15 protein-coding genes are annotated in these 15,772 nt (G+C 59.2%); 3 read left to right on the forward strand and 12 right to left on the reverse strand.

The window, feature by feature from the left end:
• Positions 1 to 45: 45 nt before the first annotated feature.
• The 3 genes from ubiB to ubiE are packed head-to-tail and all read right to left on the reverse strand — an operon-like array spanning position 46 to position 3,040.
• Positions 46 to 1,650 carry a ubiquinone biosynthesis regulatory protein kinase UbiB gene (gene ubiB / locus KVG95_RS07560; protein ID WP_217855376.1) on the reverse strand — a complete coding sequence of 535 codons (1,605 nt, stop codon included), beginning with the start codon at positions 1,648 to 1,650 and terminating at the stop codon, positions 46 to 48.
• A complete protein-coding gene (locus tag KVG95_RS07565; RefSeq protein WP_217855378.1) occupies positions 1,647 to 2,270 on the reverse strand; it encodes a ubiquinone biosynthesis accessory factor UbiJ in 624 nt (207 codons plus the stop codon). Before KVG95_RS07565 ends, ubiB begins: the two co-directional genes overlap by 4 nt.
• On the reverse strand, positions 2,270 to 3,040 hold the full coding sequence (ubiE, locus tag KVG95_RS07570) for a bifunctional demethylmenaquinone methyltransferase/2-methoxy-6-polyprenyl-1,4-benzoquinol methylase UbiE (RefSeq protein WP_008005057.1): 771 nt from the start codon (positions 3,038 to 3,040) through the stop codon (positions 2,270 to 2,272). The genes KVG95_RS07565 and ubiE overlap by 1 nt, the downstream gene beginning before the upstream one ends.
• A gap of 155 nt (positions 3,041 to 3,195) precedes the next feature.
• Between ubiE and KVG95_RS07575 the strand changes: the two genes are divergently transcribed.
• The 3 genes from KVG95_RS07575 to KVG95_RS07585 all read left to right on the forward strand — a co-directional run bounded on the left by KVG95_RS07575 (position 3,196) and on the right by KVG95_RS07585 (position 4,874).
• Positions 3,196 to 3,471, forward strand: a complete 276-nt coding sequence (locus tag KVG95_RS07575; RefSeq protein ID WP_007899268.1) for a polyhydroxyalkanoic acid system family protein — start codon at positions 3,196 to 3,198, stop codon at positions 3,469 to 3,471.
• Between the two features lie 181 nt (positions 3,472 to 3,652).
• Positions 3,653 to 4,075 (forward strand): phasin family protein, encoded by a 423-nt coding sequence (locus tag KVG95_RS07580; protein ID WP_007899266.1) that lies wholly within the window; start codon positions 3,653 to 3,655, stop codon positions 4,073 to 4,075.
• A 10-nt stretch (positions 4,076 to 4,085) separates the two neighbouring features.
• Entirely contained in the window at positions 4,086 to 4,874 is a 789-nt protein-coding gene (locus KVG95_RS07585) for a phasin family protein (RefSeq protein ID WP_217855380.1), read from the forward strand.
• 161 nt (positions 4,875 to 5,035) lie between these two features.
• On the opposite strand, the gene KVG95_RS07590 is transcribed toward KVG95_RS07585, so the two are convergent.
• The 9 genes from KVG95_RS07590 to argS all read right to left on the reverse strand — a co-directional run bounded on the left by KVG95_RS07590 (position 5,036) and on the right by argS (position 15,580).
• On the reverse strand, positions 5,036 to 5,653 hold the full coding sequence (locus KVG95_RS07590; RefSeq protein ID WP_052965056.1) for a TetR/AcrR family transcriptional regulator: 618 nt from the start codon (positions 5,651 to 5,653) through the stop codon (positions 5,036 to 5,038).
• A 59-nt stretch (positions 5,654 to 5,712) separates the two neighbouring features.
• A complete protein-coding gene (phaC, locus tag KVG95_RS07595) occupies positions 5,713 to 7,395 on the reverse strand; it encodes a class II poly(R)-hydroxyalkanoic acid synthase (RefSeq protein WP_217855382.1) in 1,683 nt (560 codons plus the stop codon).
• 114 nt (positions 7,396 to 7,509) lie between these two features.
• Positions 7,510 to 8,364: a poly(3-hydroxyalkanoate) depolymerase gene (gene phaZ / locus KVG95_RS07600; protein WP_217855384.1), complete on the reverse strand. Its 855-nt coding sequence runs from the start codon at positions 8,362 to 8,364 to the stop codon at positions 7,510 to 7,512.
• A gap of 134 nt (positions 8,365 to 8,498) precedes the next feature.
• Positions 8,499 to 10,178, reverse strand: a complete 1,680-nt coding sequence (gene phaC, locus KVG95_RS07605; protein ID WP_217855386.1) for a class II poly(R)-hydroxyalkanoic acid synthase — start codon at positions 10,176 to 10,178, stop codon at positions 8,499 to 8,501.
• Positions 10,179 to 10,420: 242 nt separating this feature from the next.
• Positions 10,421 to 10,798 carry a gamma-butyrobetaine hydroxylase family protein gene (locus tag KVG95_RS07610; RefSeq protein ID WP_019581848.1) on the reverse strand — a complete coding sequence of 126 codons (378 nt, stop codon included), beginning with the start codon at positions 10,796 to 10,798 and terminating at the stop codon, positions 10,421 to 10,423.
• Between the two features lie 179 nt (positions 10,799 to 10,977).
• Entirely contained in the window at positions 10,978 to 12,318 is a 1,341-nt protein-coding gene (gene hslU, locus KVG95_RS07615) for an ATP-dependent protease ATPase subunit HslU (protein ID WP_217855388.1), read from the reverse strand.
• 54 nt (positions 12,319 to 12,372) lie between these two features.
• Complete coding sequence (gene hslV, locus KVG95_RS07620; RefSeq protein WP_007899242.1) at positions 12,373 to 12,903, reverse strand: ATP-dependent protease subunit HslV; 531 nt, start codon at positions 12,901 to 12,903, stop codon at positions 12,373 to 12,375.
• Positions 12,904 to 13,134: 231 nt separating this feature from the next.
• Positions 13,135 to 13,842: an SPOR domain-containing protein gene (locus tag KVG95_RS07625; RefSeq protein ID WP_038978602.1), complete on the reverse strand. Its 708-nt coding sequence runs from the start codon at positions 13,840 to 13,842 to the stop codon at positions 13,135 to 13,137.
• A gap of 1 nt (position 13,843) precedes the next feature.
• On the reverse strand, positions 13,844 to 15,580 hold the full coding sequence (gene argS, locus KVG95_RS07630) for an arginine--tRNA ligase (protein WP_052965061.1): 1,737 nt from the start codon (positions 15,578 to 15,580) through the stop codon (positions 13,844 to 13,846).
• Positions 15,581 to 15,772: the final 192 nt, after the last annotated feature.

Here is a 15,772-nt window from a genome sequence, read left to right on the forward strand (position 1 = left end):
TTCAATTCAGCGTTCAAACAGTGTGCCAGCCGATCACTCGACTGGCTATCGGCGAACGACCAGATACAAGCCGACCGCCACCATGATTCCGGCGGGCCAATGCCCCAATTCGTTCAGTGGGCCCCCGGCAGCGAGTATCGTGCCACCCGCCAGGTGAGCGGTACCGAGCAACCGCAGGAACCAGTCGTCCTTACGCTTGTGCCAAGGGGGCGGCGGGTCGTTGGCGTGGGGCTGGGACATACGTTCGAGCAGGTCGCGGGCCATGTTGGCCAGATGCGGGATTTGCTCGAACTGGCTCTGCACGTTGCCTAACAAGGCTTTGGGGCTGACGCGCTCGCGCATCCAGCGTTCGAGGAACGGCTGGGCGGTGTTCCACAAATCGAGGTCCGGGTACAGCTGACGGCCCAGGCCTTCGATGTTCAGTAGGGTTTTTTGCAGCAAGACCAATTGCGGCTGCACTTCCATATTGAAGCGTCGAGCGGTCTGGAACAGGCGCATCAGCACCTGGCCGAAGGAAATATCTTTTAACGGTTTTTCGAAGATCGGCTCGCACACGGTGCGGATCGCTGCTTCGAATTCGTTGAGTTTGGTTTCCGCCGGCACCCAGCCCGAATCGATGTGCAACTGCGCGACACGGCGGTAATCACGCTTGAAGAACGCGAACAGGTTGCGCGCCAGATAGTCCTGGTCTTCCGGGGTCAGGCTGCCGACGATGCCGCAGTCGATCGCAATGTACTGCGGGCTCCACGGTTGCACGGTGCTGACGAAGATGTTGCCGGGGTGCATGTCGGCGTGGAAGAAGCTGTCGCGGAACACCTGGGTGAAGAAAATCTCCACACCACGCTCGGCGAGCATTTTCATGTCGGTGCGCTGGTCGGCCAGGGTCGCGAGGTCGGTGACCTGAATCCCGTAGATGCGCTCCATCACCAGCACTTTTGGCCGGCACCAGTCCCAATAGACTTGCGGCACATAGAGCAGCGGCGAACCTTCGAAATTGCGCTTCAGCTGGCTGGCGTTAGCCGCCTCGCGCAGCAGGTCGAGTTCGTCGTAGATGGTTTTTTCGTAGTCGCTGACCACGTCCACCGGGTGCAGCAAGCGAGCGTCGGCCGAGAGCTTTTCCGCCGCACGGGCAAGAATGAACAGCCATGCCAGGTCCTGGGCAATGATCGGTTTCAGGCCCGGGCGGATCACTTTGACGACGACTTCTTCGCCGGTTTTCAGCTGCGCGGCGTGCACCTGCGCCACCGAGGCCGAGGCTAGCGGTTCGACGTCGAAACGGCTGAAGACTTCACTGATTTTTTTGCCAAGCTGCTCTTCGATCAGCCGGATCGACACTTGCGAGTCGAATGGCGGCACGCGGTCCTGCAGTTTCATCAGTTCATCGGCGATGTCTTCGGGCAGCAGGTCGCGGCGCGTCGAAAGAATCTGGCCAAACTTGATGAAAATCGGCCCCAGGTCCTGCAGCGCCAGGCGCAGTCGCGCACCACGGCTCAGGTCCAGCGTCTTGCGCGGAAACCAGCGCCACGGCAAGGCAAAGCGCAGTGCCAGCAGAAACCAGGGCAGTGGCAGGGCGAACAGCAAGTCATCGAGGCGGTAGCGAATCACAACGCGCTGGATGCGCAACAAACGGCGGACGGCAAGCAGCTTCATGCGTTATCGCTTGGGTCGAGGGATCGGAAAAGGCGCTCGAAACGCGCCTCGAGACGTTCCAGATCGAGCTTGATCTGGTCCAGTTCATTAAAACGGGCGTCAGCTTCGCGCTGACCGACGAGGGCGCGCGATTCTTCGGCCAGGTATTCGCCCAGGTTCTGATTCAGGCTGGCGAACCCTTGCTGATACCAGCGTGCGCGACTGCGCAGGTGACCGCCGACCAGTTGCGTGGCCACCGGGCCGAGCCAGCGCGAGAGTTCGTACTCCCAGTCCAGTTCGAGGTCCTGAAGGATCGCCGCCAGTTCCAGCAGCACGCCACTGTCGCCGTCGAGTTCGACTTCCGGGGCATGCAGAACCGAGGTCTTGTCCTTGCTCGTCGCCAGTTTCAGCAGGCTTGAGGCCGGTGCGCGCAAGGTGCAGTCGGCACCGGTTTCCCACTGGGAGGCGAGCATCAGGCCTTCATCGCTGGGCAGGATGAACAGTTGCAACGCCGGGTTGCGGCAGTCGACGGCAACCACCTTGCCACTCAAATGCGCCAGCCGCGGCAGCGCCGTGCTGTCGAGACGCAGCACCCGGTTCAGGCCGAGCTCAGCGCTGGCAAGCAGGCCGGCCAGCAGCATCAGGGCTTGATGCCGCGGTGCAGGGCGACGATGCCTGCGGTCATGTTGTGATAGGTCACGCGGTCGAAACCGGCCTCGACCATCATCGACTTCAGGGTTTCCTGGTTCGGGTGCATGCGGATCGATTCGGCCAGGTAGCGATAGCTTTCCGAATCATTGGTGATCAGCTTGCCCATCAACGGCATGAAGGCGAACGAATAGGCGTCGTAGGCCTTGGACATCAGCGCGTTGGTCGGCTTGGAGAACTCCAGTACCAGCAAACGGCCGCCCGGTTTCAGCACGCGCAGCATCGAGCGCAGGGCGTCTTCTTTATGCGTCACGTTGCGCAGGCCGAAGGCGATGGTCACGCAATCGAAATGGTTGTCCGGGAACGGCAGCTTTTCAGCATCGGCCTGGACGAATTCGACGTTGCCGGACACACCCAGATCCAGCAGGCGGTCACGACCGACCTTGAGCATGGATTCGTTGATGTCCGCCAACACTACCTGACCCGTCGGTCCCACAAGATGCGAGAACTTGCGGGTCAGGTCGCCAGTACCGCCGGCGATGTCCAGCACGCGGTTACCGGTGCGCACGCCCGACAGTTCGATCGCGAAGCGCTTCCACAGGCGGTGCATGCCGCCCGACAGGAGGTCGTTCATCAGGTCATACTTGGCGGCTACCGAGTGGAAAACCTCAGCGACTTTTTCCGCTTTCTGGCTTTCCGGAACGTTTTTGAAGCCGAAGTGAGTGGTGGGTTCGGCATCGCTGCCTTTGCGCTGATCAGTCATATCGCTGTCACCAAAAGAGAATGCGGGACATTCTAATCCCGGTGGCCTGCTTTGTCTTGGCAAGGCTGAAGGTAAGATAGGCAACTACCGGGACGTTTTGACGCATGCAGGGTCAAGATGTCTTGAGCAAGTCACGATAAAGCAGGAGTCATTCGATGGCCCGTATTAGTGTTGAGCGTGCCCACGGCCTGGGTAAGGAAGCGGCCCGCGAGAAGGCCGACAAGTTGGCGCAGAAACTGTCCGAACAATATGGCCTGGAGCCGCAGTGGTCCGGCGACACCCTGAATCTCAGACGCTCGGGTGTAAAAGGCGCGGTGTATGTGGGCGAGGACTCGATCAAAGTCGATGTCGAACTGGGCCTGTTGATGTCCGCCATGAGTGGCACCATCAAATCGGAAATCGAAAGGGCGCTCGATAAAGCGTTGGCATAATCCGGTCGTTGTGTGGAATGCGATTAATGTGGGAGCGGGCTTGCTCGCTCCCACATTTGTTCTGCGTCTACAGGTTTTGTGTCACTTGTTAGGGTGCCGTTTCTAATTATTCTCACTACTTTGTGCCTGAGCCCGACTCTCTGCGGGCAGTTCCTCGACCCTTCTGCGCGTGAGGTGCACCATGGCCAAAGTTATTTTGAAGAAAAAAGTCGACGTTGAAACTAACGCCTTGGGCGACGTCAAATCGTATGCCCGCAAGATCTGGCTCGCTGGTCTGGGTGCTTACACCAAGGTCGGCCAAGAGGGTAGCGAGTACGTTCAAGAGCTGATCAAGGCTGGTCAAGCTGTTGAAAAGAAAGGCAAAAAGGTCGTCACTGAAAAACTTGAAGCGGCCAATGCCGAGATCGATGAAGCCAAGAGTGAAGTGAGCACTTTCAAAGGCAAAGTCGAACTTCAACTCGATAAGGTCGAGCGGGCTTTCGATACACGTATCGCAAGTGCCTTGAATCGTATCGGCATTCCGTCTAAACATGACGTTGAGACACTCTCTGCTAAGCTCGATGAGCTGACGGCATTGCTCGAACGTGTCGCGCGTAAATCTTAAGGAGAACGGGATGGCTGGTAAAAAGAATACTGAAAAAGAAGGCAGCTCGTGGATCGGGAAGGTCGAAGACTACTCCCGCAAGATCTGGCTGGCTGGTTTAGGCGTGTACTCGAAGATCGACACTGACGGCAGCAAGCTCTTCGATACATTGGTTAAGGACGGCGAGAAAGCCGAGAAGCTCACCAAGAGCGCTGTCGGCAAAAAAGTCGATGCCGCCAAGGACTCCGCTTCGTCGGCCAAGTCGCGCATCAGCGGCGTGAAAGATCGTGCACTGGGCAAATGGGATGAGCTGGAAGGGGCTTTCGACAAGCGTCTGAACAGCGCCATTTCGCGCCTGGGTGTACCGAGCCGCAATGAGGTCAAGGCACTGCACAGCAAGGTCGATACTCTGACCAAGCAAATCGAAAAACTCACCGGTGCCAAGGTTGCGCCTGTTGCGGCGAAAACCGCGGCGGCCAAACCAGCGGCCAAAAGCGTAGCCAAACCATTGGCCAAGGCTGCCGCTAAACCGGCAACCAAAACTGCCGCAGCGAAACCTGCAGCGAAACCTGCAGCCAAAGCGGCCGCAAAACCTGCAGCTAAAACCGCAGCGGCCAAACCCGTTGCAGCGAAGAAGCCAGCAGCCAAGAAGCCAGCAGTGAAAAAACCGGCAGCCCCGAAAGCGGCTGCACCAAAACCAGCAGCGGCTGCCGCCAAGCCGGTAACCCCGGTCAGCACGGCGAACTCCGCCACTGCACCGACCCCTGCTGTAACCCCGACTGCCGCGCCGGCTCCATCGACGCCAACCAGTCAGTCCTGAGTTCAGGACTAAAAAAACGCCCGGCCTGCAAAGGTCGGGCGTTTTTGTTTTGAAGATTCAAGATTTGGGTCGCTTGTCGAAAAAAGATCGCAGCCTTCGGCAACTCCTACAGGGGATTGCGTATACCTGTAGGAGCTGCCGAAGGCTGCGATCTTTTGATCTTAATGCTCTTCCAGATACTGCAACGCCAACCGCTCGGTCGCAATCTTGATCGGCGGCAGCAAGTGCGGCGCCACGAGCATCATGATCTGATACACCACCAGTCGCACTTCACCTTCACGGTCGAGAATCCGTTGATAGTCCAGTGAAAACAGCAAGGTCATGGTGATTTGTTCCACCAGCTGCCCCAGCGCCTGGGTGTCACTGACCAACTGACCTTGAGCTTTCAACTGTGCCAGCAATGACGCCAGTGTGCGCTTCAACGCATTGAGCAGGTTGCGTATCCCCTTGGCCAGTTTCGGCAGGCGGCCAGCAAGGTTCGACAGGTCCTGGAACAGAAACCGGTAATGGGCCAGGCGTTCGATGATCAGGTGCAGGAACAGCCAGTAATCTTCGGGCGCCAATTCCACATCGGACGGTGGATCGAGCAAGGGCGTCAGCTCGGCCTGGAAACGCTCGAACAGCCCGAGGATCAGCGGTTCCTTGCCGTGGAAGTGGTAGTAAAGGTTGCCCGGGCTGATGCCCATTTCGTTGGCCACTTCCATGGTGGACACATTCGGTTCGCCCTTCTGATTGAACAACTGCAGGGCACATTCGAGAATCCGGTCGCGGGTTTTCATCCAGTCTTCTTAATGGTCGAGTCATGCCACGGCCATTGGCGGCCGTGGTTCGTTGAACGTCAGCGCACGCGCACGTAAGTACCGGGTGCCGCCTCCATCGGTGGATAGTTCTGGTTGCCGAGGGTCATCTGGGTTTCGCGTTGCGCGCCGGAGCGTTCCTGAATCCAGCCCAGCCATGGCGTCCACCAACTACCGTCGACGCGCTTGGCGTCGTAATACCAGGCCCGTGGGTCGCTGCTCAGTTTCGGATTCTCGACGTAGTTGGCTTTCGGATTGTGGGGCGGGTTGAGAATGCTCTGCACATGACCGCTATTGGACAGCACAAAGCGCCGCTCGCCACCCAGCAGCAATGTCGAGCGATACACCGCATCCCATGGGGTGATGTGATCATTCATGCCCGCCACGCTGAAGCTGTCGACAGTGACTTTCTGCAGGTCGATCGGCGTGCCGCACACTTCCAGCCCGCCCGGATGACTCAGTGGGTTGTGCTTGAAGAAGTCCAGCAGGTCGCCATGAAACGCTGCCGGCAGCCGGGTGTTGTCATTGTTCCAATAGAGGATATCGAACGCCGGCGGCTCCTTGCCCAGCAGGTAGTTGTTGACGAAGTAATTCCAGATCAAGTCGTTGGGGCGCATCCAGGCAAACACCCTGGCCATGTCACGACCTTCCAGAACACCCTTCTGGTACGAGCGGCGCTTGGCCGCTTCCAGTGTCTGTTCGTCGGCGAAGAGGGTGGCCGGGCTGTCTATCTGACTGTCGAGCATGCTGACCAAGTAGGTCGAGCTGGACACCCGTCGTAGCTGCCGCTTGGCCTGCAAGTGCCCTTGCAGCGCGGCAATGGTCAGCCCGCCGGCGCAGGCACCCATCAGGTTGACCTCGCGAGCGCCGGTGATCGCCCGGCATACATTCATCGCTTCTTCGGCGGCTTCGACGTAAGACGACAGCCCCCATTCGCGATGACGCACATCAGGGTTGCGCCAGCTGATAACGAAGGTCTGCAAACCGTTTTTAAGGGCGAACTGGACGAAGCTGTTAGCGGGGCTCAAGTCAAAAATGTAGTACTTGTTGATCTGTGGCGGCACGATCAGCAAGGGCTTGGCATACTGCTTTTCGCTCATCGGTTTGTATTGGATCAGTTCCAGCAGCTCATTGCGAAACACCACAGAGCCGGTGGTGGTGGCGACCGTTTTGCCCACCTCGAATGCTTGTTTGGTGACTTGTCTTGGAAGGCCGTCGTTGTGGAGGAGGTCGTCGAGCAAATGGCCAATGCCCCGGACCAGGCTGCTGCCACCGGAGTTGAAGAGTTCCTTGATCGCCAGCGGATTGAGCAGGGTGTTGGATGGCGCCACGGCGTCGTTGATCAAGGCAAAGGCGAAGTGGGCGCGGGCACGATCCTCCGGGCTCATGTTGCTTTCGTCGATCCAGCTTTTGACTTCTTTCTGCCAGCTCAGATAGGCCTGCAAGCTGCGGCGATAAAAAGGATTGAGGCTCCACGTCGGGTCGGCAAAGCGACTGTCTTGGGGGTTGGTCGGGTGCAGGGTTTCACCCAACAGTACGCGGCCCAACTGGCCACCCAGCTTCAAGGCATGCCGGGCCGTATACACCGGATTGCGCAGGCCGTGGGTGGCCAGGCTGCGCAAGGTCGAAAGCAGGTCCCGGCCGCGCAGACCGGTAACCGCACTCTGTGCATTGATGAATGCAGCGGGAGTGGGCAGAGAGCCCTTCGCTGGTTTGTCGCGCATGAGTTAACACTCCTTCGTCATCAGGCCAAAAACAAACACACCCGAACAAAACACCATAGACGTTGTTGCGGATTGTTGCGCGGCACGGCGTCCTGCCGAGCAATACTGCGTCGGTTAACTGCCCGATGGCGCCGGATGCGGATGCATCACGGCACGCTGACGTTCTTCCTCAAGAAACTTCATGATGATGGGCGCCACCGCTTCGGCACGGGTAATCAAAAACAGATGCCCATCGTCGATGATGTGCAATTGGGCGTTTGGGATTCGCCAAGCCAACATGCGCATGTTGATCAGCGGGATCAGTGGATCGTCGTCGCCGGCCAACACCAACGTTGGCTGGTTAATCTTGTGCAGCCAGTGAATGCTGGTCCAGCCGAAGCCGGCGAACAGTTGCCAGTAATAACCGAGTTTGCCTGCCGAGCGGACCCTGGCGGCGTGACTGGCTGCCAGGGTCGGATCGCGACGGAACGAACCGCCATAGATCATCGGTGCGATGCGGATCACATGGGATGGCTGGATGTAGCGCCGTGGGCTGGCCATCATCCACAGCACTTTAGGCTTGCCCGGCACCATCACGGTACCGGCCGCTGTAGCCGCCAGCACCAGCTTCTTGCAGCGCTCGGGATAGTCATGGGCGAATTGCTGCGCCAGGGCGCCACCCCACGACACACCAATCACATTGACTTGCCCGTAATCGAGATAGTCGAGCATTCGCGCCGTGAGTTTCGCCAGGCCCGAAAAACGATACGGGCGGTTGGGCGTCGATGAACCGCCGACGCCGGGGACGTCGAAGGCAATGACTTCCAGGTCCGGATCCAGAGCCTGGACGAACGGGAATATCAGCTCCAGGTTGGCGCCGATGCCGTTGAAAATCAGCAAGGGCGTCAAGTGAGGCTTGCCGGGGCGTACCGCTGTGCGGAGGGTCTGGCCATCCAGGTTGACGGTACGAAAGACGAACGGTTGCGGCATGCACAGAGCCCTGTAGGTTTTAAACGCTGATCGAGCCGTCCCGGGCCGTCGCAGAATGTTCGAGGCTGGCCTCGAGAGTAATAGATAGAGATCGCGGCACCTCCCAGTGCCGCGGACTGCGAGTTAGTTGAAGCTCAACGTTCATGCACATAAGTACCCGGCGAAGCTTCACCTGCGGGATAGGCCTTGTTGCCAAGGTGGGCGGGGGATTTTTTCAGTTTGCCCGAACGCTCGGCCTGCCACGCCTGCCAATGCAACCACCAGGAATCGGTGTGCTTGGTGGAGTTTTCCAACCACTCTTCGGCTTTGACCGGCATTTCGATACTGGTCATGTAGCGTGCTTTCGGATTGCCCGGAGGGTTCAGAATGCTTTGGATGTGCCCGCTGCTGGACAGCACGAACTCGACCTTGCCGCCGAACAGCTGCGCGGATTTGTAGCAGGACTTCCACGGAGTGATGTGATCGTTGGTACCGGCCAGGGAAAAGATGTCGGCGGTCACCTGCTTGAGGTCAATCGGCGTGCCGCACACTTCCAGGGCATCGGAGCGGATCAGTGGGTTGTTTTTGAACATCTCGATCAGGTCGCCGTGGAACGCCGCGGGCAACCGGGTGGTGTCGTTGTTCCAGAACAAGATGTCGAAAACCGGCGGCTCATTACCCAGCAGGTAGTTGTTGACCCAGTAGTTCCAGATCAGGTCGTTGGGGCGCATCCAGGCGAAAACTTTCGCCATGTCGCGACCTTCCAGCACACCGGCCTGGTAGGAATGGCGCTTGGCGGCTTCGAGGGTCTGCTCGTCGACGAACAGGGCTACGTCGCTGTCCAGGGTGGTGTCCAGCACGCTGACCAGCAGGGTGAGGGCGTTGACCTTCTTCTCACCGATCGCTGCGTAGTGACCCAGCAGGGCGGTGCAGGTGATGCCGCCGGAGCAGGCACCGAGCATGTTCACGTCTTTGCTGCCGGTAATCGCGGTGACGACATCGACCGCTTCCTTGAGCGCTTCGATGTAGGTCGACAGACCCCACTCGCGCTGCTCCTTGGTCGGGTTGCGCCAGCTGACGATGAACGTCTGCACGTTGTTACGCAGGCAGAAGCGCGCCAGGCTCTTGTCCGGGCTCAGGTCGAAAACGTAGAACTTGTTGATCTGTGGCGGCACCACCAGCAGCGGGCGTTCATGCACCTGCTCGGTGATCGGTCGGTACTGGATCAACTCCAGCACATCGTTGCGAAACACCACTGCGCCTTCGGTTACGCCGAGGCTCTTGCCGACTTCGAATGCACCCATGTTGACCTGGCTCGGCATACCGCCGTTGTGCACCAGATCCTTGGCCAGATGGGAGAGGCCGTCGAGCAGGCTCTTGCCACCGGTTTCGAAGAAGCGTTTGACTGCCGCCGGGTTGGCCGCCGTGTTGGTCGGGGCCATGGCTTCGGTCATGAGGTTGATCACGAAATGACCGCGAGCGACGTCCTTGGGCGAGAGGTTGCTGTCATCGATCCACGCGTGAAGCTCCTTGCGCCACGCCAGATAAGTTTGCAAATAACGTTTGTAGAGCGGGTTCTGACTCCACGCCGGGTCAAGGAAGCGACGGTCATCACTTTGCGGTTGAAGCTCGGATTTTCCGAGCAGCACGTTCTTGAGTTCGATGCCGAAATGGGCGACATGCCTGGCACTGTGGATGGGTTGTCTGATGGCCTGGCTCAGCACCATGCGTGCAGAACCCAGTAGATCCTTTCTACGCAGCCCAACAACAGGATTCAGTCCCAAGGTATTTTCTGAAGCCTGGAATTTCAGGTCATCGTTTTGCTTGTTACTCATCTACGACGCTCCATTGTCCTGAGGCGAGTACCGGAGCCCAGCTGTGTAGTCACACAACAAACGCCAGGTACTACTGCTCGGGTGACCGTTAATTGCGCATAGCTACAAATGCACGGAACTTGCCAGCTCCATTGGTTACCCGAGTTTAATTTTTTTCGCAAGCGGGCCAATCGTTGACCCGGCAGCCAAGCATTCAAACAGATGGAATTAGAAAATGCCCTCTAAATAGCCAGAGGCCTGATTTAGAGCATCAGCTTGACGACCGACTCATTCGGATCACGGGTCTTTCCAGCCGCTTTGAGTTCCGCAAGATAATCGTTCCAGAGATCTTCCTGGCGCACTGCCAGTTGGTACAGATATTCCCAAGTGAACAGGCCGCTGTCGTGGCCGTCGTCGAAGGTCAATTTCAGTGCGTACTGACCGGCCGGTTCGACCTTGCTCAGGCCGACGCCGATCTTGCCAAATTGCAGGATAGGTTTGCCGTGGCCCTGGACCTCGGCGGAGGGGGAGTGCACGCGGAGAAATTCGGCGGGCAGGTGATATTCCTCGCCGGACGCGTATTTGAGCGTCAGGGTTTTTGAGGCTTTGTGGAGTTTGATGTCGGTGGGGAGTTGGGTCATGGCCGGCAGTCCGTCTTTGTGGGAGACCTGTTGGAACCTGATCTGCAAAACACCACAGTTCAAATGTGGGAGCGGGCTTGCTCGCGAAGGCGGTGTAACAGTCAACTCAGATGTTGAATGTTACGGCCTCTTCGCGAGCAAGCCCGCTCCCACAGGTTCGCTGACACTGTAAGTATGGCTTACAGGATATAACGGGACAGGTCTTCGTTCTGCGCCAATTCGCCCAAGTGACTGTTGACGTAGTCGGCATCGATCAGGATCGGCTTGTCCTCGTGGGTGCTGGCCAGATCGCCGGCGCTGAACGACACCTCTTCGAGCAGGCGCTCGAGCAGGGTGTGCAGGCGACGGGCACCGATGTTTTCGGTTTTCTCGTTGACCTGCCAGGCGATCTCGGCGAGACGCTTGATGCCGTCCGGCAGGAATTCGATGAGCAGACCTTCGGTTTTCAGCAGTGCACAGTACTGCTCGGTGAGCGATGCATGCGGCTCGCTGAGGATGCGCTCGAAATCTTCCGGGCTCAGGGCCTTGAGTTCGACCCGAATCGGCAGACGACCTTGCAGCTCTGGCACCAGATCGCTCGGTTTGCTCAGGTGGAACGCACCGGAGGCGATGAACAGGATGTGGTCAGTCTTGACCATGCCCAGTTTGGTGTTGACGGTGCAGCCTTCGATCAGCGGCAGCAAGTCGCGCTGTACGCCTTCGCGGGACACGTCGATGCCACCGGAATTGCCACGCTTGGCGACCTTGTCGATTTCGTCAATGAACACGATGCCGTGCTGCTCGACGGCTTCCAGGGCCTTGGCCTTCAGTTCTTCTTCGTTGACCAGGCGACCGGCTTCTTCGTCGCGAACCAGTTTCAGCGCTTCCTTGACCTTGAGCTTGCGGTTTTTGCGCTTGCCCTTGCCCATGTTGGCGAACAGGCTCTGCAGCTGGTTGGTCATTTCTTCCATGCCCGGTGGCGCGGAGATATCGACGCCGGTCGCTTCGGCCACTTCGATTTCGATCTCCTTGTCATCCAGCTGACCTTCACGCAGGCGTTTGCGGAACAGCTGACGGGTGTTGGAATCCTGGGACGGTGCGGCGTCCTCGTTGCTGAAGCCCATGCGTGCCGGTGGCAGCAAAGCGTCGAGGATGCGCTCTTCGGCGGCGTCTTCGGCGCGGTGACGAACCTTGGTCATTTCCTGTTCGCGCAGCAGCTTGATCGCGGCGTCGGCCAGATCACGAATGATCGATTCGACGTCACGGCCGACATAGCCCACTTCGGTGAACTTGGTCGCTTCGACTTTGATGAACGGCGCGTTGGCGAGCTTGGCCAAGCGACGGGCGATCTCGGTTTTACCGACACCGGTCGGGCCGATCATCAGGATGTTCTTGGGGGTGACTTCGACGCGCAGCTCTTCGGGCAGCTGCATCCGGCGCCAGCGGTTGCGCAAGGCGATGGCGACGGCGCGTTTGGCATCGTCCTGGCCGATGATATGGCGATTGAGTTCGTGGACGATTTCACGGGGGGTCATGGGCATAATAATTGGCGGTCCTCAAGCAAAAGTGAGCCGTGGCGCTAGGCCGAAACAGGCTTACTCGGCGAGGTCCTGCTCCTCAATGGTGAAGGTGTGGTTGGTGAATACGCAGATGTCGCCGGCGATGCCGAGCGCTGTTTCGACAATTTCCCGCGCCGACAAATCGGTTTTCTTCAACAGGGCACTCGCGGCAGCCTGGGCGTAGCCGCCGCCGGAACCCATGGCGATCAGGCCTTCTTCGGGCTCAACCACGTCACCGTTGCCAGTGATGATCAGAGAGGCATCTTTGTTGGCGACCGCGAGCATGGCTTCGAGGCGGCTCAGGGAGCGGTCGGTGCGCCATTCTTTGGCGAGTTCGACGGCGGCGCGAACCAGGTGACCTTGATGTTTCTCAAGCTGGCCTTCAAAACGCTCGAAGAGGGTGAAGGCGTCAGCGGTGGCCCCGGCAAAACCGGCGATAACCTGGCCGTGGTAGAGGCGACGAACTTTCTTCGCGTTGCCTTTCATCACGGTATTGCCGAGTGAAACCTGGCCGTCGCCGCCCATGACGACTTTGCCGTGGCGGCGAACTGAAACGATGGTGGTCAAGGGAGAGTCTCCACGCAGCGGGGCGAAAATGCCTATGCCAACTCATATGGGGGTGGTGGAGCGTTTTTCAACTGTAGGACGCGGCGGGGGACGAGCGGTGTAGGGCAGGTGGAGGAGGCGGTGTCGCTGATGACGCCATCGCGGGCAAGCCCGCTCCCACAGGATATGCGCCAACCCTGTGGGAGCGGGCTTGCCCGCGATGAACGATGACGCGGCTACCCTGTCGGGAAATCAGCGACTCTGACGTTGTTGTAACAACAGGTTGCTGAAACCGCTGCCAGCCAGTTGTTTCTGAGCGGTGGTCAGCTGTTCGCGGTTGCTGAACGGGCCGACCAGAACCCGATACCAGGTCTCGTCCTTCACAGTGCCGGATTCAACCGCCACGGCCTGACCCAACAGAATGATCTGCGCACGCACCTTGTCGGCATCGGCTTCCTTGCGGAACGAACCGGCCTGCAGGAAGAACTTGGTCACCGGCGCAGCTTTCGCCACGGGTGGCGCTGGCGGCGGGGTGATGCCGGCCAATGCCGCTTGAGCCCGGGCCGTGTCGATCTTCGCCGCTTCCGCTGGCGTCACCGGCGTGGTCGGGATGGCCGGCACTTGTGGCGTCGGCAGGGTTTTCTCCGGCACCGCGTCCGGCGGCACGATGACTTCCGATTCCGGCAGCAAGGTGTAGAAGTCGTACTTCGGCTTCACCGGTTGCGTCGGGCTCGGCGGAGTCTTGTTGGCCTCGGCGATCTTGCTGGCTTTCTGCTGCTCGATCTTCTCGCGCTTGACGGTATCGCTGCCCTTGCCCGGCTCCAGCTTCATCAGGAATACAATGAACGCGCCGACCGTCAGGCCAATGGCCATCCACAGCCAGCCCGGGATCGGTTGCTTTGCAGGAGCTTGGTAACGGCTGGCGCCACGCTTGGGTGCAGGTTTTTTCTTGGCAGCCAACTTACATACGCTCCAGAGTTTCCAGACCCAAGAGTTCCAGGCCTTGCTTGAGAGTGCGACCGGTCAGCGCGGCGAGGCGCAGGCGGCTCTGCATTTGCGCCGGGGTGTCGGCGCCGAGGATCGGGCAGTTCTCATAGAAGCTGGAGAACAGGCCGGCGACATCGTACAGGTAGGTGCAGAGGATGTGCGGCGTGCCTTTGTCGGACACGTTATTCAGGATTTCACCGAACTGCGCCAGTTTCGCCGCCAGTTCATGTTCGTGGGCGGCTTCGAGGACTATCTGCCCTTCGACTTCGCTGAAGTCTTTGCCGAGCTTGCGGAACACACCGGCCACGCGGGTGTAGGCGTACAGCAGGTATGGCGCGGTGTTGCCTTCGAAGTTCAGCATCAGGTCGAAGTTGAAGCTGTAGTCGCTGGTGCGGTGCTTGGACAGGTCGGCGTATTTCACGGCGCCGATGCCCACGACCTTGGCGATGTTGCGCAACTCGTCTTCGGCAAGCGTCGGGTTCTTCTCCTTCACCAGGGTGTAGGCGCGTTCCTGGGCTTCGGTCAGCAAGTCAATCAGCTTCACGGTGCCGCCGTCACGGGTCTTGAACGGACGGCCGTCGGCGCCGTTCATGGTGCCGAAGCCCATGTGTTCCATTTCCATCGGATGGGTCACGAAGCCGGCCAGGCGCGCGACCTGGAACACTTGCTGGAAGTGCAGGGCCTGACGCTGGTCGACGAAGTACAGCGCACGATCGGCCTTCAGCACGCCGCTGCGGTAGCGTACAGCCGCCAGGTCGGTGGTGGCGTAGAGGTAGCCGCCGTCGGCCTTGACGATGATCACCGGCAGCGGGTCGCCGTCGGCGTTTTTGAATTCGTCGAGGAACACGCACTGGGCGCCGTTGCTTTCGACCAGCAGGCCGGCGGCCTTGAGGTCGTTGACCACGTTGATCAGGTCGTCGTTATAGGCGCTTTCACCCATTACGTCGGCCATGGTCAGTTTGACGTTCAGCAGTTCGTAGATTTTCTGGCAGTGCGACAGCGAGATGTCTTTGAACTTGGTCCACAGCGCCAGGCAGTCCGGGTCGCCGGCTTGCAGCTTGACCACCAGGCCACGGGCGCGGTCGGCGAATTCTTCGGATTCATCGAAGCGTTGCTTGGCGGCGCGGTAGAAGTTTTCCAGGTCCGACAGCTCATCGCTGGTGATCGGGTTTTCCTGCAGATAAGCCATCAGCATGCCGAACTGGGTGCCCCAGTCGCCAACGTGGTTCTGGCGGATCACTTCGTCGCCGAGGAATTCCAGAACCCGGGCCACGCCGTCGCCGATGATGGTCGAACGCAAATGGCCGACGTGCATTTCTTTGGCCAGGTTCGGGGCCGACAGGTCTACCACGGTGCGCTGCACCGGGCCGGCCTTGCGCACGCCGATGTGGTCGTCGGCCAGCGCGGCGTCCAGACGGGTCGCCAGGGCTTGAGTGTTCTGGAAGAAGTTCAGGAAGCCAGGGCCGGCGATTTCAGCTTTGGAGACGTTCTCGTCAGCCGGCAGCGCGGCGATGATTTTCTCGGCCAGGTCACGGGGTTTCATGCCCGCAGGCTTGGCCAGCATCATGGCGATGTTGCTGGCGAAGTCGCCGTTTTTCTTGTCACGGGAGTTTTCCACCTGGATCGCCGGCGACAGGCCTTCAGGCAACACACCTTCGTTGACGAGTTGGGTGATGGCTTGTTGGATCAGCTGGCGAATGGTGTCTTTCATGGTGTTCTCTGTCGACCGCAAACGCGGCGGCGCTTCGATGCGCTAGTGGAAAAACTGGGTATTATCCGTGGCGAAGACGGGCTTGCCAACTATAGCGGGCAGGTTATGGATATGTGGTGACAATTCGGCCGCTATCGCGGGCAAGCCCGCTCCCACAGGGTAAGTGGTAGGACGTAGAGCATGTGAACAACG

The organism is Pseudomonas farris, assembly GCF_019145235.1.
In the GTDB taxonomy this organism is placed as follows: domain Bacteria; phylum Pseudomonadota; class Gammaproteobacteria; order Pseudomonadales; family Pseudomonadaceae; genus Aquipseudomonas; species Aquipseudomonas farris.

What these genes read in the sequence shown, in the direction of transcription:
- ubiB (WP_217855376.1), bottom strand. Translation starts at nt 1,650, where the DNA reads ATGAAGCTGCTTGCCGTCCGCCGTTTGTTGCGCATCCAGCGCGTTGTG.
- KVG95_RS07565 (WP_217855378.1), bottom strand. Translation starts at nt 2,270, where the DNA reads ATGCTGCTGGCCGGCCTGCTTGCCAGCGCTGAGCTCGGCCTGAACCGG.
- ubiE (WP_008005057.1), bottom strand. Translation starts at nt 3,040, where the DNA reads ATGACTGATCAGCGCAAAGGCAGCGATGCCGAACCCACCACTCACTTC.
- KVG95_RS07575 (WP_007899268.1), top strand. Translation starts at nt 3,196, where the DNA reads ATGGCCCGTATTAGTGTTGAGCGTGCCCACGGCCTGGGTAAGGAAGCG.
- KVG95_RS07580 (WP_007899266.1), top strand. Translation starts at nt 3,653, where the DNA reads ATGGCCAAAGTTATTTTGAAGAAAAAAGTCGACGTTGAAACTAACGCC.
- KVG95_RS07585 (WP_217855380.1), top strand. Translation starts at nt 4,086, where the DNA reads ATGGCTGGTAAAAAGAATACTGAAAAAGAAGGCAGCTCGTGGATCGGG.
- KVG95_RS07590 (WP_052965056.1), bottom strand. Translation starts at nt 5,653, where the DNA reads ATGAAAACCCGCGACCGGATTCTCGAATGTGCCCTGCAGTTGTTCAAT.
- phaC (WP_217855382.1), bottom strand. Translation starts at nt 7,395, where the DNA reads ATGCGCGACAAACCAGCGAAGGGCTCTCTGCCCACTCCCGCTGCATTC.
- phaZ (WP_217855384.1), bottom strand. Translation starts at nt 8,364, where the DNA reads ATGCCGCAACCGTTCGTCTTTCGTACCGTCAACCTGGATGGCCAGACC.
- phaC (WP_217855386.1), bottom strand. Translation starts at nt 10,178, where the DNA reads ATGAGTAACAAGCAAAACGATGACCTGAAATTCCAGGCTTCAGAAAAT.
- KVG95_RS07610 (WP_019581848.1), bottom strand. Translation starts at nt 10,798, where the DNA reads ATGACCCAACTCCCCACCGACATCAAACTCCACAAAGCCTCAAAAACC.
- hslU (WP_217855388.1), bottom strand. Translation starts at nt 12,318, where the DNA reads ATGCCCATGACCCCCCGTGAAATCGTCCACGAACTCAATCGCCATATC.
- argS (WP_052965061.1), bottom strand. Translation starts at nt 15,580, where the DNA reads ATGAAAGACACCATTCGCCAGCTGATCCAACAAGCCATCACCCAACTC.